The organism is Bacillus salipaludis, assembly GCF_030938565.1.
Lineage (GTDB): Bacteria > Bacillota > Bacilli > Bacillales > Cytobacillaceae > Neobacillus > Neobacillus salipaludis_A.
In genome coordinates this window covers 565,001-582,033 of sequence record NZ_JAVGVR010000001.1, presented here as the reverse complement: position 1 = coordinate 582,033, position 17,033 = coordinate 565,001, and the positions used below count along the sequence as shown (strand labels likewise).

At 40.2% G+C, this 17,033-nt stretch carries 17 protein-coding genes, 2 rRNA genes and 1 pseudogene (1 of these 20 cut by a window edge); 1 reads left to right on the top strand and 19 read right to left on the bottom strand.

All coding sequences use genetic code 11. From position 1 onward, the window contains the following. Positions 1–22: 22 nt before the first annotated feature. The 7 genes from veg to metG form a co-directional block, all read right to left on the bottom strand. Positions 23–283: a biofilm formation stimulator Veg gene (gene veg, locus RCG21_RS02805; protein ID WP_026574040.1), complete on the bottom strand. Its 261-nt coding sequence runs from the start codon at positions 281–283 to the stop codon at positions 23–25. Between the two features lie 208 nt (positions 284–491). Next, a complete protein-coding gene (yabG, locus tag RCG21_RS02800) occupies positions 492–1,370 on the bottom strand; it encodes a sporulation peptidase YabG (protein ID WP_133339374.1) in 879 nt (292 codons plus the stop codon). A gap of 147 nt (positions 1,371–1,517) precedes the next feature. After that, entirely contained in the window at positions 1,518–2,396 is an 879-nt protein-coding gene (rsmA, locus tag RCG21_RS02795; protein WP_133339372.1) for a 16S rRNA (adenine(1518)-N(6)/adenine(1519)-N(6))-dimethyltransferase RsmA, read from the bottom strand. Continuing rightward, positions 2,389–2,949, bottom strand: coding sequence for a ribonuclease M5 (rnmV, locus tag RCG21_RS02790; RefSeq protein ID WP_133339370.1), 561 nt, complete (start codon positions 2,947–2,949; stop codon positions 2,389–2,391). The genes rsmA and rnmV overlap by 8 nt, the downstream gene beginning before the upstream one ends. A 217-nt stretch (positions 2,950–3,166) precedes the next feature. Then, on the bottom strand, positions 3,167–4,348 hold the full coding sequence (locus tag RCG21_RS02785; protein WP_133339420.1) for a G5 and 3D domain-containing protein: 1,182 nt from the start codon (positions 4,346–4,348) through the stop codon (positions 3,167–3,169). Positions 4,349–4,585: 237 nt separating this feature from the next. After that, a complete protein-coding gene (locus RCG21_RS02780) occupies positions 4,586–5,353 on the bottom strand; it encodes a TatD family hydrolase (protein ID WP_133339368.1) in 768 nt (255 codons plus the stop codon). Positions 5,354–5,467: 114 nt separating this feature from the next. Further along, on the bottom strand, positions 5,468–7,426 hold the full coding sequence (gene metG, locus RCG21_RS02775) for a methionine--tRNA ligase (RefSeq protein WP_133339366.1): 1,959 nt from the start codon (positions 7,424–7,426) through the stop codon (positions 5,468–5,470). Between the two features lie 483 nt (positions 7,427–7,909). Here metG and abrB point away from each other — a divergent pair, with 483 nt between their 5' ends. Further along, on the top strand, positions 7,910–8,194 hold the full coding sequence (abrB, locus tag RCG21_RS02770; RefSeq protein ID WP_133339364.1) for a transition state genes transcriptional regulator AbrB: 285 nt from the start codon (positions 7,910–7,912) through the stop codon (positions 8,192–8,194). Positions 8,195–8,236: 42 nt separating this feature from the next. Here abrB and rsmI read toward each other — a convergent pair whose 3' ends face one another. From rsmI to RCG21_RS02710, 12 genes and pseudogenes are all read right to left on the bottom strand, one after another. Then, positions 8,237–9,112, bottom strand: a complete 876-nt coding sequence (rsmI, locus tag RCG21_RS02765) for a 16S rRNA (cytidine(1402)-2'-O)-methyltransferase (protein WP_133339362.1) — start codon at positions 9,110–9,112, stop codon at positions 8,237–8,239. After that, positions 9,090–9,377 carry a GIY-YIG nuclease family protein gene (locus tag RCG21_RS02760; protein ID WP_133339360.1) on the bottom strand — a complete coding sequence of 96 codons (288 nt, stop codon included), beginning with the start codon at positions 9,375–9,377 and terminating at the stop codon, positions 9,090–9,092. Before RCG21_RS02760 ends, rsmI begins: the two co-directional genes overlap by 23 nt. Then, positions 9,364–10,107 (bottom strand): tRNA1(Val) (adenine(37)-N6)-methyltransferase, encoded by a 744-nt coding sequence (locus tag RCG21_RS02755; RefSeq protein ID WP_133339358.1) that lies wholly within the window; start codon positions 10,105–10,107, stop codon positions 9,364–9,366. The genes RCG21_RS02760 and RCG21_RS02755 overlap by 14 nt, the downstream gene beginning before the upstream one ends. A 53-nt stretch (positions 10,108–10,160) precedes the next feature. Next, a pseudogene (yabA, locus tag RCG21_RS02750) lies at positions 10,161–10,528 on the bottom strand (DNA replication initiation control protein YabA). 13 nt (positions 10,529–10,541) lie between these two features. After that, on the bottom strand, positions 10,542–11,369 hold the full coding sequence (locus RCG21_RS02745; RefSeq protein ID WP_133339356.1) for a PSP1 domain-containing protein: 828 nt from the start codon (positions 11,367–11,369) through the stop codon (positions 10,542–10,544). Next, complete coding sequence (gene holB / locus RCG21_RS02740) at positions 11,362–12,369, bottom strand: DNA polymerase III subunit delta' (protein ID WP_133339354.1); 1,008 nt, start codon at positions 12,367–12,369, stop codon at positions 11,362–11,364. Before holB ends, RCG21_RS02745 begins: the two co-directional genes overlap by 8 nt. Before the next feature lie 227 nt (positions 12,370–12,596). Next, positions 12,597–12,926 carry a cyclic di-AMP receptor DarA gene (darA, locus tag RCG21_RS02735; protein WP_026574054.1) on the bottom strand — a complete coding sequence of 110 codons (330 nt, stop codon included), beginning with the start codon at positions 12,924–12,926 and terminating at the stop codon, positions 12,597–12,599. Between the two features lie 124 nt (positions 12,927–13,050). After that, a complete protein-coding gene (gene tmk / locus RCG21_RS02730) occupies positions 13,051–13,680 on the bottom strand; it encodes a dTMP kinase (protein WP_133339352.1) in 630 nt (209 codons plus the stop codon). Positions 13,681–13,703: 23 nt separating this feature from the next. Continuing rightward, positions 13,704–15,131 (bottom strand): aminotransferase class I/II-fold pyridoxal phosphate-dependent enzyme, encoded by a 1,428-nt coding sequence (locus tag RCG21_RS02725; RefSeq protein ID WP_133339350.1) that lies wholly within the window; start codon positions 15,129–15,131, stop codon positions 13,704–13,706. 96 nt (positions 15,132–15,227) lie between these two features. Continuing rightward, on the bottom strand, positions 15,228–15,446 hold the full coding sequence (locus RCG21_RS02720; protein ID WP_197031408.1) for a sigma factor G inhibitor Gin: 219 nt from the start codon (positions 15,444–15,446) through the stop codon (positions 15,228–15,230). Positions 15,447–15,721: 275 nt separating this feature from the next. Next, a 5S ribosomal RNA gene (gene rrf / locus RCG21_RS02715) occupies positions 15,722–15,838 on the bottom strand. A gap of 92 nt (positions 15,839–15,930) precedes the next feature. Beyond that, positions 15,931–17,033, bottom strand: a 23S ribosomal RNA gene (locus RCG21_RS02710); it runs 1,834 nt beyond the window's last position.

Genomic DNA, 17,033 nt, shown 5'->3' with positions numbered 1-17,033 from the left:
CCGCCCAAACATTGCTTATATGTTAGCTTAAAGCTAAGTGTCCTGATGCATCTTCAAAGGTGATTTGAACGGTTTCAGTCAATACATCTGCATAGCTGTATGAAACACGCTCAAAAGCATTCTCATCTTGATCCAACTCAATGACAAATACTGAAGGGTATGTTTCCGCTAAAACACCGGAGCGCTCAATCGTTTTTCTGCGTCCTCCGTTTGCCTTAAGTAACAATCTTTTCCCTAAATTTGAGTCAAGAGCCTTTTTAATATCGGCTAAGGTTTTTGGCATTCGGTCCACCTCACTATGTAAAAGTATACCACGCGTATAACATTTTGTCAAACAAAATATAAAATTATATCAGTCCGATAAAAAGATTGTCAATATTTTTTCTTCTACTTTTTCTTCTAAATTTCAACATTTCTATGGTTACCTTAACTTCCCTTAAATATGTATCAATCATAAAAAAAAAGCCCCTTTGAGTAAAAAAGGCTTTCAATTATTCCTCAGGAACCGGATTATACGGCATTCCAGTCCGTAAAACTCCCCTTGTTTCGATTCCTCCTAATCCTTTTTCGCCCGTCAATGTATTTCTTAATACATCCCAAACATTTATCCGTTCCATAAAGGGAGTAAAGCTAATTTTAGCTACGATATATACAGGGTCGAGTGCATGGATATTGATCCTTGATGGTGAACTTGCAAAATTGGCTCCTGCATGAATGAGCGATTCAAAATGGGATTGGCAGGCACCGGCGAAAATCACCAATTGATCCAAATGCGGTACTTTTCGGCGGGCTTCCCGAACGGTTTGGACAAAATGTTTAGAATGACGGTATGCATTGATATCGGTCATTTTTCCTTTTGCTTTTGAATAGGCATCATGTCCTGTGATGACAAGGATGTCGGGACGGTAATAATCAATTAATTGACCGATTTTTTCGGGCATTTCTTTTTCATTACAATGTATACCTGTGACAGGTATTCCGATTTTGTCGTATAAGTCCATACATTTCTTCAAGTAATTTGGGTCTCCATCTAAATGAAGGACCTTACCGGGAATTTGGAAGTAATTAAATGATTTGACATACCCGTCTGTTGCTTCATATTCCTGTCTGTGCTTCAATAAATCAACATCTTGTGTAAAAAGCCGGTACGATTGTTCCTCCAGGGTTCGAAATTCCTGTGTCATCCTCATTCTGTCTGTTTGGTTAATTGGAATTAAATCGTAATAGGGTGCATCTGCAATTAAGCGAAAGTCTTCACCGTAGAGGATGGCGATCTTTTGACCGTTGATTTCCCGAATATCTATAATTCGGAAGAGAATATCGCAATTATGTGATTGTCTGCCGACAACATCCATTAATTTTAAATCCATTGCTGTCACTCCAATAAGACCAGCAAATAAGGCCTTTCAAATAAAGTTCCTTTCATAGGCTATGCAGAATACGGAAGATTTGTGACGGAATGGGGGTAAGGCTTGAAACACCCTTCTAAACCAAAAAAAGACCCCCTAAGAGGTCTTCTACTTGAAATATGGATATAATGCATCACTGAGCCTTCCGAACTCCTCTAGGGAGAGTGTTTCCCCTCTTCTGGTCGGATCAACCCCGCATCCGCCTAAAGCTTCGAGGATTTGTTCCTTTTTCTGCTTGCCATCCGGCAGCTGGCTAGTTAAATTATTCAACAATGTCTTTCTTCTCTGGGCAAAGCTTGCCCTTGTTACTTGAAAAAAGAAACCTTCATCTTTCACCGTAACCGCAGGAGTAGTCCGCCTCGTCAGCCTGATCACAGCTGAATCGACATTAGGCTGAGGAACAAACACAGTTTTCGGAACAATCATTACCGTTTCGGCTTCCGTATAGTACTGAACAGCTATTGAAAGTGACCCGTAATCCTTTGTACCTGGAGAAGCTGAAATTCGGTCCGCCACTTCCTTTTGGAGCATGACAACAATTCCGCGAATCGGCAGATGCTCCTCGAGGATCTTCATAATAATCGGAGTTGTTACGTAATAAGGTAAATTTGCAACCACCATCAAATCATCAATAGTTTGAAACTCATCCTTAATGACCTCCTTAACATCTGCTTTTAAAACATCCTGATGAATCACCTTTACGTTGGAATAAGGGTCAAGAGTATCTTTTAAAATAGGCAGCAAGCGCTGATCAATTTCAAAGGCAACTACCTTATTACTGCTGCGGGCAAGCTGCTCGGTTAAGGCACCAATCCCCGGTCCGATTTCAATGGTACCCGTATCTTCTGTAATATTGGCAAATTCAACGATTTTTTTTAATATGTTTGTATCAATCAAAAAGTTTTGCCCTAGGCTTTTCTTAAACGAAAAACCGTATTTCTCCAATATAGCCCTTGTTCTAACAGGGGTCGCGATATCTTTATTCATTTTGTTCCTCCTGAAGCACGACTGAAAGTGCCTGTGCGAATTCCTGCTTACTGATTTGAAACATCATTAAGCGTTTATGTAACTGTTTTCCATTTGTATAGCCAATTTTTAAAAGCATCCCCAGCTTGATTCGGCGTTCCTTCGACCCTTCACCGCCAATTAGACCTGCTGTGACTAAATCCTCTTGGGAGATTTCTTCGACAATCGTTTCACGCATCATTTGGGCATCCTTTAAAGCCTCAACAATTGCCTCCGGATGGGCATGTTCCACTCCAACCCCTTTCCCATTCTTGGCAATTGCCACTTCCTTTGGTAAAAAGGCATGTTTGCACCCCGATACCTTTTCTGTAATGGTCTTTCTAATTTTTTCGCCGGGAAAATCCGGGTCGGTAAAAATAATAACCCCTCTCGTTTCTTGGGCACGTCTTACCTTCTCAATTGTTGCCTGATTTACTGCTGAACCGTTTGTTTCAATTGTATCTGCATCTACAGCCCTTTTAATGGCGGTCGTATCATCCTTGCCCTCTACCACAATAATTTCTTTAATCTTCATTATTTCCTCCAAAAAACATAAAAAATAAAAAATTGAAAAAAACTTGAAACATTTTTGTAATGTCCATCGTCTATATAAATGAAAAACATCATACATTAGAATAAGAATCTATAAATGGTTCAGATGGTGCCCTAAAAGGCGCTTACGCTTTCCTTAGTATAAAGAAATTTAGGAAAAAAGCAAAATGCAGAGGAAGGAATCCTCTGCACAAAAAAGCTTAATTTAGGACTTTAATTTTCACCTTCCGAACACCCCAGCGAAACGCCTGCGATCTGGATGGAAAGAAAACATCTATTTTGTAACCATTAATAGCTGAGCCAGTATCAGCTGCTACAGCATAGCCATAGCCTTCCACAAAAACCTTTGTTCCAAGCGGAATGATATTCGGATCAACAGCAATTACTTTTACATTTGGATTGGCCCGAAGATTAATCCCTGTAGCCGTCCTTCCCGAACAGCCGTTACAATCTGCTGTATATGCAGTTGTACTCACATAGAACTCTTTACCGGTATCACGCTCACCACGGGAAACTTGTAAATCCAACTCTTTCGTTCCGACAGCCACAATCTTATCCTGTTTCTCTTTAAGCTTCTGCTCATTAATTAGTTCTCTCGAAACTTCTTTGCCATTTTCATAGAAAACTTCATATTCTCTTGAAACAAGTCCTTTCTGGCCTTCCTTGACAGTCTTTTCTTTACCTTTAGCGAGGCTCTCATCTTTTTTTGTTATTACAGCAAAATGAACTGGTTCTTCCACTACATCGGTGACTTTTTCTACTCGAATAACGTGAATCACATTATTCTTTTTGACTGTCGCAGTTAATGACGGTTCAACTCGGTCTAATGATTTTAGCTTAATCCCCTGTTGTGTTAAAAAGTCAGCGACCGTAGTCGAAGTGGACCATACTTTCTTCTTCTTTCCACCATCTACATATGTAAGATGAAAGGCAGCCTTAATATTAATTTTCATCTTGTTTCTAATCTGTTTCTGTGGATTTGGAAAAACTTGATCATGTTCCTTAATCGAAAATTTCTGATTCCTTAGAAGCTCAGCAACCGTATCGGCTGTTGTCCATACCGTTTTCTTCTCGTTGTCTTTCACAATAGTAACCTGTTTTGCTTGTTTCCAGACAATCTTTTGATCGTCTTTTACATTGCTATTTGTAGACGGAAACAAGTAGTCTTGAGAGCGAATCTTTAACCCTAGCTCGTCGAATACTTCTTTGACGGTATCTGCATGTGTTTTTACGATTCTTTCTTGGCCATTAAGCGTCATTGCCACTGTTTTCTTCGACCCCTCAAACACAAGGAAACTAAGAGCACCGGCAAAAACTAATAAACTAGTGAATACAATGGGCCATTTCTTCTTGCTCACAGACCTGGAAATCAGGTTTTTCATGTTTTTGAATACGATGAAAAACGCCTCCTTCTTGTTGGAGTAAATAATAAGAACCACGCTGTCGGCTGTCAACCCTTGCATTCCTGTGAACGTATTTCTAATTATGCATAATGTTGGATGGAATGCAAAGGAAAACTTATCGACATGGTAATCCTATTCCTGAAAGGAGACGTGTAGAACTTTTTGTTTTTCGAAAAAATTCGGACAAGTTTCTCGGTACTACGACAGCATTTTCTGTCAGTTTATGCCGAATAATTTTTTTGCATTTTTGGTGGTTGTATTAGCTACTTCTTCTAGGGTTATGCCTTTTATTTCGGCAATTTGCTCAGCGACCAGCTTCACATACCCCGGTTCATTTCTTTTTCCGCGATAAGGATGGGGTGCTAAATATGGGCAATCGGTTTCAATTAACAGTTTATCTAAAGGAATTTCAGCAGCCACTTCTTTTGGCCTTTTTGCGTTTTTAAAAGTGACCGGACCTCCAAGTGAAATATAAAAGTTCATTTTCACACATTCCTTCGCAACCTCTGTGCTGCCGCTAAAACAATGCATGATGCCCCCGACTTCCTCTGCTCCCTCCTCTTTTAAGATTTCAACAATATCTGCCGTTGCTTCACGATTGTGAATGACAATTGGAAGCTTTACCTTTTTCGCTAGTCTGATTTGTTTGCGGAATACCTCTTTCTGGATGTCCTTAGGAGACTTATCCCAATGATAGTCCAGCCCCATTTCACCTATTGCCACAACCTTTGGATGTGCAGTTAAATCCTCGATCCATTGTAAGTCCTCTTCTGTCATATCAATGGCATCAACCGGGTGCCAGCCGACACAGGCATAGATAAAATCAAATGTATCAGCCAAAACCATTGCTTTTTCAATTGTTGGTCGATCAAAACCGACAACAACAAGATTGGATACTCCTGCTTCTTGTGCCCTTATAATAACCTCCTGCAAATCCTCGTTGTATTGTTCATCATTTAAATGTGCATGTGTGTCGAATAACATTTTAAAACTCCCTGTCATTAAAGGTTTAAAAACACCGAAATATCTCGAAAATTGTTTCACGTGAAACTTTTTTAAAGCAAAAGAGCCTGTTAAAGGCTCTTTTTGTATGAAACTTTATTTCACTTTTGATCCATTTGGCAATGTTTGGTCTACAGTAGCAAGTGATAATTGCCCGTCTTTTGAACCTGCCAAGATCATTCCTTGGGAAAGTTCACCGCGAAGTTTCACAGGCTTTAGGTTCGTAATGCAAATCACCTTTTGACCTACTAATTCCTCCGCCTTATAGTATTGAGCGATTCCTGAAACCACTTGGCGCTTTTCATACCCCAAATCAAGCTGCAGCTTTAGAAGTTTATCCGCCTTTTTAACTGGTTCCGCCTGAATAACCTCTGCCACCCGTAAATCAATTTTCATAAAATCATCAATGGCAATCTCAGCAAGTTCTTCTGGTTTTTCTTCTTTCTTTTCCTCTACAGCTGGTGTAGTGCCGCCTTGCATTTTTGTTTTAATAAACTCAACTTCCTCCGCAATCTCAAGCCGAGGGAAAAGTGGAGCATCTTTTTGAACCTTTGTTCCACTTGGAATTAAACCGAACTTTTCAAGGCTATCCCATGCCTTAAGTCCGACATCCGTAATCCCTAATTGATTAAAAATACCATTCGGAGTCCGGGTTAAAAATGGCTGAAGAAGAATCGCAGTTCTGCATAATGACTCAGCGAGGTGCACCATTACACTTGCAAGTTCACCTTTACGATTTTCATCCTTCGCTAGTGCCCACGGTTGTGTTTCATCAATATATTTATTCGTCCGGCTTACCAATTGCCAAATGGATGCTAAGGCAACTGAAAATTCCATTTTCTCCATAGCCTCTTCATATTTTGTTACTGTTTCCTGATTTACTTGAAGTAATGCCTCATCAAATTCACCAACAGATCCGGCATAATCAGGAATGACTCCTGCAAAATATTTTTCAATCATTGCAACGGTGCGGTTTAATAGATTTCCTAAATCATTCGCTAGGTCAAAATTAATTCTTTCGACAAATCCCTCAGGTGTGAAAACTCCGTCAGCACCAAATGGAACTTCCCTTAATAAGTAATAACGAAGTGCATCTAGCCCGTAGCGGTCAATTAAGGTTACAGGGTCTACTACATTTCCTTTTGACTTAGACATTTTCCCATCTTTCATTAAAAGCCATCCATGAGCAAAAACTTTCTTCGGAAGTGGAATATCCAGTGCCATTAACATAATGGGCCAATAAATCGTATGGAAACGGACAATTTCTTTACCGACTAGGTGTACATCTGCCGGCCAGTAATTTAAATATTTACTGTCATTGTCAGTTCCATAACCAAGTGCCGTAATATAATTGGATAAGGCATCAATCCAAACATAAATGACATGCTTCGGATCCCCTGGTACTTTTACTCCCCAATCAAACGTCGTTCTAGATACCGCTAAATCCTCTAAACCAGGTTTAATAAAGTTGTTAACCATTTCATTTTTTCGGGACTCTGGCTGAATAAAATCAGGATTTTCTTCATAGTATCGCAGAAGTCTGTCAACATATTTACCCATTCTGAAAAAGTATGACTCTTCTTTAACCTTTTCCACCGGTCGGCCACAGTCCGGACAGTTTCCATTCACTAGTTGACGGTCAGTAAAAAAGGATTCACAAGGTGTACAGTACCAGCCTTCGTATTGATCTAAATAGATATCTCCCTGCTCAAGCAGCCGAGCAAATATTTTTTCGACAATTTGCTTATGCCTCTCCTGTGTTGTCCGTATGAAATCATCATAAGAGATATCGAGTTTTTTCCATAGTTCTTGGATTCCTCCGACAATTTCATCCACATACGCTTGAGGCGTGATTCCCTTTTCTTCAGCTTTACGCTGAATTTTTTGACCATGTTCATCTGTTCCCGTTAAGTACATGACATCATAACCGCGCATCCGCTTATAGCGTGCCATTGCATCACCCGCAACTGTGGTATACGCATGTCCAATATGTAAATTTCCGCTTGGATAATAAATTGGTGTTGTAATATAAAACGTTTTTAATTTTTCCTCCATCTTTACCCCTCCTATGATCGGCAAAACTTAAACTCTACTTAACCATTATTGCCCCATTTTTATCCTCTTATATCATCAAAATATACCGAAAAACTTTGTATTGTGCAACAAACCTATAACTAGAGAAAATTTACTAATTACATTATCCCAAATGGCGGACGTAAAAGTCGAACTTTCTGCGAAGGTTATGAGGAATAAAAGTAGGTTTATATAGAAATTTGTAGAAATTTGTCGAATTATAAGAGCTGAAATTATGATTTGTGATCAGCATCAAAATAAAAGTGAAAACCAAAAAACTGAATATTAATTCAGGCAAAACCTTGTTATATCAACCTTTTTACAACATGAAAAAATTCCCTTTTATTTATTTAATAAAATAATTGACGAATATGGGAATGGCTGGTATTATTGAGTTGTGAAAATATTGTCGAATAATGGCGAAGAAAAAATAGAGATAAACAAGTTGAGAGGAGATTATAACACATGAAATCTACAGGAATTGTTCGTAAAGTTGATGAATTAGGACGCGTAGTTATTCCAATCGAATTAAGACGTACATTAGGTATTGCAGAAAAGGATGCTCTCGAAATCTATGTGGATGACGATCGCATTATCCTTAAGAAATACAAGCCAAACATGACTTGCCAAGTAACAGGGGAAGTTTCTGATGATAACTTAGCACTTGCCGGCGGTAAATTAATTCTTAGCCGTGAAGGTGCAGAAGTATTATTAAAAGAAATCCAAGACTCTTTTGAATTAGTAAAATAAATTGACGAAAGCTCCAGACAATATAGTCTGGAGCTTTTTTAATTAATGCTCAATATGATACGCCTGGTACACTTCTCGTTTATTCACTCCGCGATCCTTTGCTGTTTGTTTAATGGCCTCTTTGGATGGTATATTTTTTAGCGTGATGTAGTGATTCACATGTTCCTCAATCGTTAAATCCTCCCACCAGCTGCTTGTTTCTTCATCAACTCGGTTCCCGCCTTCTACTATTAAACAAAATTCACCGCGGACTTCCTCTTGATTTGACCATTCCACCGCCTCTTGAATACTGCCTCTGATAAATTCTTCATACCTTTTTGTTAATTCTCTGCATAAGGAAATTTTTCGATCGCCGAGGATTTCCAGCATAATGGACAGGGTTTCTTTTAAACGGTGTGGTGATTCATAGAAAATCATTGTTGCTTCCTGATGTTTCAAGCTTTCTAATTCCTTGCGTTTGTCCTTCTTATTACGATTTAAAAAACCATAAAAATAGAAGGGCTGGGTTACAAGTCCGGAAGCAATCAAGGAAGTGAGTGCTGCATTTGCACCGGGTAATGGAACAACCGTTAACTCCTCGGCGATTGCCGCCGTAACGAGCTCATAGCCAGGGTCGGAGATAGTGGGCATTCCTGCATCGCTAACAAGAGCAATTTTTAAGCCGTCCTTTACCTTCAAAATCAACTTCTCCCCACTCGTCTCCTTATTATGCTCGTGATAACTTACCACAGGGGTCGTAATTTCAAAGTAATTACATAGTTTTTTTGTATTTCGGGTATCTTCAGCAGCAATTAAGTCCGCTTCTTTTAAAATTCTAATTGCCCGAACGCTCATGTCTTCCAGATTTCCGATAGGGGTTGGAACGAGATAAAGAATCCCCTTTTGCTCCTCGTTTTCAAAACTCTTCTGCTGCCACATCATTACCACCCGTTTCCCTAGTTAAAAACTCCAATTTCTTCTTTCTCGTTAACTGTTTAAATTGATACTCTGCTTTTAGGGCATCAGTCTTATTGTCATAGGTTTTGAAAAATGTTAATGATAACGGTCCTCTTCCTCGGGTATATTTTGCCCCTTTCCCATCATTATGGAGCTTTAGCCGCCGGTCAAGATTAATTGTATATCCTCCGTAGAAGCTTCCATCCCCGCATGTTAATACATAAAAGAAGTGATTATTTTTCTCCATATAAAATCCCTCTTATTTCAGGAGTATATTCATTGTCTTCATTATAGACAATGATCGGAGGTAATATCTTCAAGTCTGGGCTTCCATCCTTTATGGCTTCTACTAATAAAGTATTGGCCTCTTTTCCTATCTTCGGATACACAAACTGAATCCTTTTTGGCTCAAGACGATATTTACGCATTAAAGAAATGATATCCAATAATCGACCTGGCCGGTGAACAAATGCCACCTTCCCTCCCTGCCTTACTAACTGACTTGAAACGCTGATTGCATCCTCTAACGTGCAATGGATTTCATGGCGGGCAATGGCCAAGTGCTCATTTAAATTAATTTCACCCGTTGATGGAGTTACAAAATAAGGTGGATTGCAGGTAACCACATCAAAATTCCCATGGCCCAAAAGCTTTGGCATGTTCTTAATGTCACCGTGAATCATTTTTAGCCGGTCCTGCAGTCCATTATATTCAATACTTCTTACTGCCATATCGTATAACCGTTCCTGGATTTCCACTCCGGTAATCGTGCCTTTTGTTCTTACGCTTAAAAATAAAGGAATTACGCCATTCCCGCTGCAAAGGTCTACTAAGTTCCCCTTTTGAATGGGGACATAGACAAACCGTGCCAGCAAAACGGCATCGAGCGAAAAGGCAAAGACAGAGGGACTCTGAATAATTCGTAAGTCCTCTGCTAATAAATAATCAAGCCGTTCATCATCTTTTAAAAAAACCAAATATATCACCTGACTTATAAAAATAGCCTTCCTTTTGGAAGGAAGGCCGATTCTTATTTTTTATTTAGAAAAGAAAGGCAGAACAAGCAATCCCCTTCCTTACGTAAGCTCCCAAAATGAAGATTGCAAATATGAAACCCTTCATGGTAAAGACGAGCAAGGTTATCATATCCTTCACCAATATCAAAGGGTTTATCACTCGGTTGTACTTGAGCTGCCCCTTTTTTCGTGGTGACATCCTTCTTTTCCTTTTCCGTGGTCACATCTAAACGGCGCCTTAGATGCTCATTTTCCAGCTTTAAATAATGATTTTCTTCTATTATTTCAGCCAGATGCTGCTTTAATTCCCCAGCTGTTGGTAAAGCTGGCCAATTTGTGTTTCCATATTACTAACTGAATCAAATATCTCTTTTTTATCCACGTATTCCACCTCGTTAATCTGTGGATTGTATCGAAAAGGCACCTTCTTTAATGATTTCATCCAAAGTATACTCGAGAACCCGATCGTGTTCCTTTAGCTCCACCTGAAGGACCCGCTCTAAGATATTTAATCCTACCACTTTTCCTTCTCCAAGAGGAGTAACAATGATTTCACCAATATCCGGCAACTGCTCCTTGGCTGATTCATATTCATCATTTTCATATTTTAAACAGCACATGAGCCTGCCGCATAGTCCAGATATTTTCGTTGGATTTAATGACAGATTTTGATCCTTCGCCATTTTAATCGAAACGGGATCAAAGTCACCGAGAAAGGTTGAACAGCAAAGCATTCTTCCGCAAGGCCCAATTCCACCAAGCATTTTTGCTTCATCGCGAACACCAATTTGCCTGAGTTCAATTCTCGTACGGAAAATCGCTGCTAAATCCTTTACGAGCTCCCGGAAATCAACTCTTCCGTCAGCGGTAAAATAAAAAATGATTTTGTTACGGTCAAATGTATATTCAACATCCACTAGTTTCATATCCAGCTGATGTTCATTGACTTTATCATTACATGTTTCGTATGCTTCCTGTGCTGCCTGTTTGTTTTCCTCAACAATCATTCGATCCTTTTGATCAGCAATTCTTACTACCTTTTTAAGCGGAAGAACGACATCGTGTTCCTCTACTGTTTTTCTGGCAATAACCGCTTTGCCATATTCGACACCACGAACCGTTTCAACAATCACAAAGTCATCCTTCTGAACCTGCAGCTCTCCAGGATCAAAATAATAGATTTTCCCCGCTTTTTTAAATCGTACTCCTACAACATCATACAAACGAAGATCCCTCCTGCAATTTTAGCACAAGCTGTTCCATCATAAGCTGAGGATTCATATTAGCCGCAAGCTTTTTCTTTGCTTCAAGAATAGCTGACATTTGATCGGTTAAGCGCCGCCTAGATGCTTGCAAGGCAAATTGTTTTAGCCGTTCACTATCTTCGAGATAAACAATCTGCTCCTGCTTGTCTAGCTGAATATATAGTAAATCTTTAAAAATAAGAAGTAATAGATCTAAACCACGATTAATCTGTTCTTTCTCTTTGAAGTGAGGAAACCAATCCCCTTGGAGCATAATCATCGCCTCCAATGGATTTTTTTTCAACACCTCATATAATTTTACCACGACTTTTTGGGCTTGTGCAAACCAATCATCGCCATTTAATGACAATGCGTCTTCCAGACTATTCGTTAATTGGGCAAGAAGTGGTGCCTTTATTGGATCAACACCATTTTCTATTAATTGTTCCACCATTGCATGTGGTGATAACGGCTGGAATGTTAATACCTGACACCTTGAAAGAATGGTAGGTAAGATTTTCTGTGGCTGCTCCGTTAGCAGGAAGGCTGTCGTTTGCGAACTTGGCTCCTCAAGGAACTTTAGCAAGCTATTGGAGGCACTGACGCTCATTTTATCAGCATGTGCCAGAATATAGACCTTTTTTAGGGATTCAACTCCCTTTTTTGAAAACTCCGCCTGGAGGTTTCTGATTTGCTCTACTTTAATGGATTGACCATCCGGTTCAACTATATGCACATCAGGGTGGTTGCCATGATTAATTCGCTTACAGTTTGAACAGGCTTCACATGGTTTATACCCACTCATCGGGGATTCACAAAAAAGAGCTTTTGTATATAAAAGTGCAATATCTTTTTTGCTTGTCCCCCTAATGCCTTCAAGTAGGTATGCATGGGCAACTCGGTGTTTCTGTATACTGTTTTTTATCATTTTTAATACAGTTGGCTGTACCACTTCCAGCTGATCCCATGTTTTAACCAAAATCATCACTCACTTCTATTATTTAGGCTCTGTTAAACCTGGTTGTTGATTTCCGCTCCAGGCACAAGCGGTTCGTGGGCGTTTCGGGGAGCCTCCTCGTCGCTTCGCTTCTGCGGGTCTCCCCTGTCCCGTACTCCCACAGGAGTCTTCGTGCCTTCCGCTGCAATCAACTTTGTTTAAAAATCAACATTGTCCTTTAACTTAGCCATTATTTGAAACCTCTTCTATTAAAAATGCATAAATTGTTCAATTGGCAGAACGAAGACTGTTGCTCCTCCTACTTCTACCTCAACGGGATAGGGAACATAGGAGTCTGCGTTTCCACCCATGGGAGAAACCGGGGCTACTAACTGATCTCGGGCCCTGCAGTTGTCCTTAATAATTTGAAGAGCTCGATCAACACGAATATCTTCTGTACCAATCATAAACGTAGTATTGCCGGATTTTAAAAATCCACCTGTACTCGCAAGTTTAGTAGCGCGAAAATTATTCTCTACCAAAGCCTTTGATAACCGATTGCTATCTTGGTCCTGAACAACTGCAATGATTAGTTTCATTCGTTTCACCCTTTCAATTATCGATACCGACTTCCGTTTCTATAATTATAACAGGTATTATGTGTCTTTACATACTAGAAAAGGGATTGTTTTCTTTTTGAAAGATAGAAAAAAAGCCTTAAGTTCAAGGCTTTGTCTCTTCTAATTTATCCTTTATAATCTGAATTGTTTTTTGGAATACCTCATCTAGCGTTCCCGAAGCATCTATTTTAACAATCCTATCTGCAAAACGCTTCAAAATATGATAATACCCTTCCCTTACCTTTTGGTGAAATTCAAGATTTTCTAAATCTAAGCGATTAATTTCCCGTCCTTTATTTTTATTAATTCGCTTTAACCCTTCCTCAGGCTCAATATCAAAGTAAATCGTTAAATTAGGCATCATATTCTCGATGGCAAACTGGTTAATGTTCAGTACCTCATCTATTCCCAATCCTCGTGCATATCCTTGATATGCTAAAGAGCTATCAACAAACCGATCACAAAAGACCACTTTTCCTTCCTCTAATGCAGGCTTTACCTTTTCAATTAAATGTTGTCTTCTAGCAGCAGCATACAGCAAAGCTTCTGTCCGCGGATCCATAGCCGTATTTTCCTTATTCAGGATTACACTTCTAATTTGTTCTGCTATATCAATACCGCCAGGCTCTCTTGTCAGTATTGCACCCTCAAATTGCCTCGCAACCATACTAATGATGGTTGTCTTCCCTGCACCATCTGGGCCTTCAAATGTAATAAACATTCCATTCTTCATTTAATAAACCTCCAAAACCAATCTTAAGATGTCCTATATACGCTTATTAGACCATTTTGTAAAAAGCTTCCGCCCTGAAACCGTGCACCGCTCTCTATTAATTTCACAAGATTTTGTATTTGTCCGTCCGTAATTCGTTCCCCTTTTAGCAGCAGCGGAATACCTGGGGGATAGGGAATGATGGTTTCCGCAGACACTTGGTCAACTGAATCCAAGAGTGGGATTTTTCTTTCCTTCAAATCTTCCATTTTTCTATAAGGGATGGCCAGTCCCGAGATTTTTTTTTCAATCTTCTTAGTTTCTATATTTATCTCATTATCTGTAATACCCTCTAAAACTTTTTGAATTCTCCCCGCCGTTTCTTCAAAAGTATAGATTTGATTTTCCTTAAGCAAAGGGAGAATCATCAGTACGTTATATGGGTCTGCAAGTTCCGTAAAAATCCCCTGCTCCTCCAATTTGCTTTGAAGGTCAAATCCACTAAGATGGCTGGTAGACTGGATCGTTATTTTCAACGGGTCACCTAAATGATTCGGATAAGTTAAGACTTTTATACCCGAAATCTTTTTGAGTAATTCCTTAAATCGATTTCTTTCCTTTAAAAGATATAGTACATCCTCCTGTTGGTAGGAGGATAGATAATGCCTTGCTATATCTAATGACGCCATAATCGGATAGGATGGGCTGCTCGATTGAAGAATTTGCAAGTAATCTTTGACCCTATCCATTTCAATTCGATTTCCATTTACATGCAAATAAGATCCCATCGTCATAGCAGGAAGTGTTTTATGTGCAGATTGAACTACGATATCAGCCCCTAATTGTACAGCTGAAGGCGGAAAAGGACTGCCTACAATAAAATGAGGTCCATGTGCCTCATCTACTAATACAGGAATATTATGTATATGCGCATAGTTTATAATACTTTCTAAATCGTAAGCCATCCCGTAGTAATTAGGATAGGTTAAGATCAATGCACGAGCATTAGGATATAAATCAATTGCTTCCTTTACTGTTTGTAAATGAACACCTGAAGCAACTTTCCACTCATTATCTATCTCTGGTTCTAAAAAAATCGGATTTACCTTCGCTAACTGTAACCCATTTACTACCGATTTATGACAATTCCTTTGAACAAGCACACAATCATTTTCGCTGCAAGCCGCCATGACCATCGCCAAATTTCCAACTGTCGATCCATTAATAAGAAAAAAACTGCTTCTGGTTTGATATAAATCTTGCAGAAGCTGTTCAGCCTCCAAAATGGCTCCCTCAGGTGAATGCAAATCATCTAATCCTGAGAGTTCTGTCGCATCGAGCTTAAGGATTTGCTCGAAATAATCCTTTGCGATTGTTCCATATTTGTGCCCCGGTACATGAAAGGAAATTGGACTTTTGTTGATGTGTTCTACTAATGCTTGATAAAGTGGGATTTTTTGTTGGTTTTTCATTTACGTTACATCCTTAAAAGAGTCTTATCTATTTTATCAAAAGATTGATTTCTTTCCCATTTGTTTGCAAAAAAATAAAGTCCTAAAAGGACTTGGCTAAGAAAATATCTCCGGTGTAGTGATCTTTTTTAGTTGTTTTAAAAAGTATTTATATTTTGGGTCACTGGTTTCTGTATTAATTAAGTCTTTTTCACATTCCATGCAGATAAATGACGTGTATAGATGTATACCTTTCGGTTTTAGCTGATCACAAATAACACATGTTTCCTCATGATATTTTTGTGCAAAAATTGAACTCAATTTGTCCACCTCCATACACCCATTCTTCCCTAAATAAGCAATTGTATACAATTTTTTGAATAGTCTTTTTCAGGGGTTCCTGTTTCTTAGTTTATGCCCTCTTTCGGAATTGGGTGTATGTCTATACACGATTTCTTTTCAAATACTTCGTACTTTTTTGGAGTTTTTTACTTTAGCCGGGTTTACCTTCTGATTTTGGGCATCTACATTCCATATCCATACCCTTTGCCCCAGTACTCTCTTAATTCCAATGCAAAAAGGACAAACCTTATCAGGTTGTCCTTCATTATGCCTGGCAACGTCCTACTCTCACAGGGGGACAGCCCCCAACTACCATCGGCGCTGAGAAGCTTAACTTCCGTGTTCGGTATGGGAACGGGTGTGACCTTCTCGCCATTATTGCCAGACTATTAAGTTTGAGGTATCATTCCCTCAAAACTAGATAATACAGAAGAAGTTTTTAGTAAAAACGAGTTCACCTTCATATAATACATATGACTTGGTTAAGTCCTCGATCGATTAGTATCAGTCAGCTCCACATGTCGCCACGCTTCCACCTCTGACCTATCAACCTGATCATCTTTCAGGGATCTTACTAGCTTGACGCTATGGGAAATCTCATCTTGAGGGGGGCTTCATGCTTAGATGCTTTCAGCACTTATCCCGTCCGCACATAGCTACCCAGCGATGCCTTTGGCAAGACAACTGGTACACCAGCGGTGCGTCCATCCCGGTCCTCTCGTACTAAGGACAGCTCCTCTCAAATTTCCTGCGCCCACGACGGATAGGGACCGAACTGTCTCACGACGTTCTGAACCCAGCTCGCGTACCGCTTTAATGGGCGAACAGCCCAACCCTTGGGACCGACTACAGCCCCAGGATGCGATGAGCCGACATCGAGGTGCCAAACCTCCCCGTCGATGTGGACTCTTGGGGGAGATAAGCCTGTTATCCCCAGGGTAGCTTTTATCCGTTGAGCGATGGCCCTTCCATGCGGAACCACCGGATCACTAAGCCCGACTTTCGTCCCTGCTCGACTTGTAGGTCTCGCAGTCAAGCTCCCTTATGCCTTTACACTCTGCGAATGATTTCCAACCATTCTGAGGGAACCTTTGGGCGCCTCCGTTACTCTTTAGGAGGCGACCGCCCCAGTCAAACTGCCCACCTGACACTGTCTCCCACCCCGATAAGGGGTGCGGGTTAGAATTTCAATACAGCCAGGGTAGTATCCCACCGACGCCTCCACCGAAGCTAGCGCTCCGGCTTCTACGGCTCCTACCTATCCTGTACAAGCTGTACCAAAATTCAATATCAGGCTACAGTAAAGCTCCATGGGGTCTTTCCGTCCTGTCGCGGGTAACCTGCATCTTCACAGGTACTATAATTTCACCGAGTCTCTCGTTGAGACAGTGCCCAGATCGTTACGCCTTTCGTGCGGGTCGGAACTTACCCGACAAGGAATTTCGCTACCTTAGGACCGTTATAGTTACGGCCGCCGTTTACTGGGGCTTCGATTCAGAGCTTCGCTTGCGCTAACCCCTCCTCTTAACCTTCCAGCACCGGGCAGGCGTCAGCCCCTATACTTCGCCTTGCGGCTTCGCA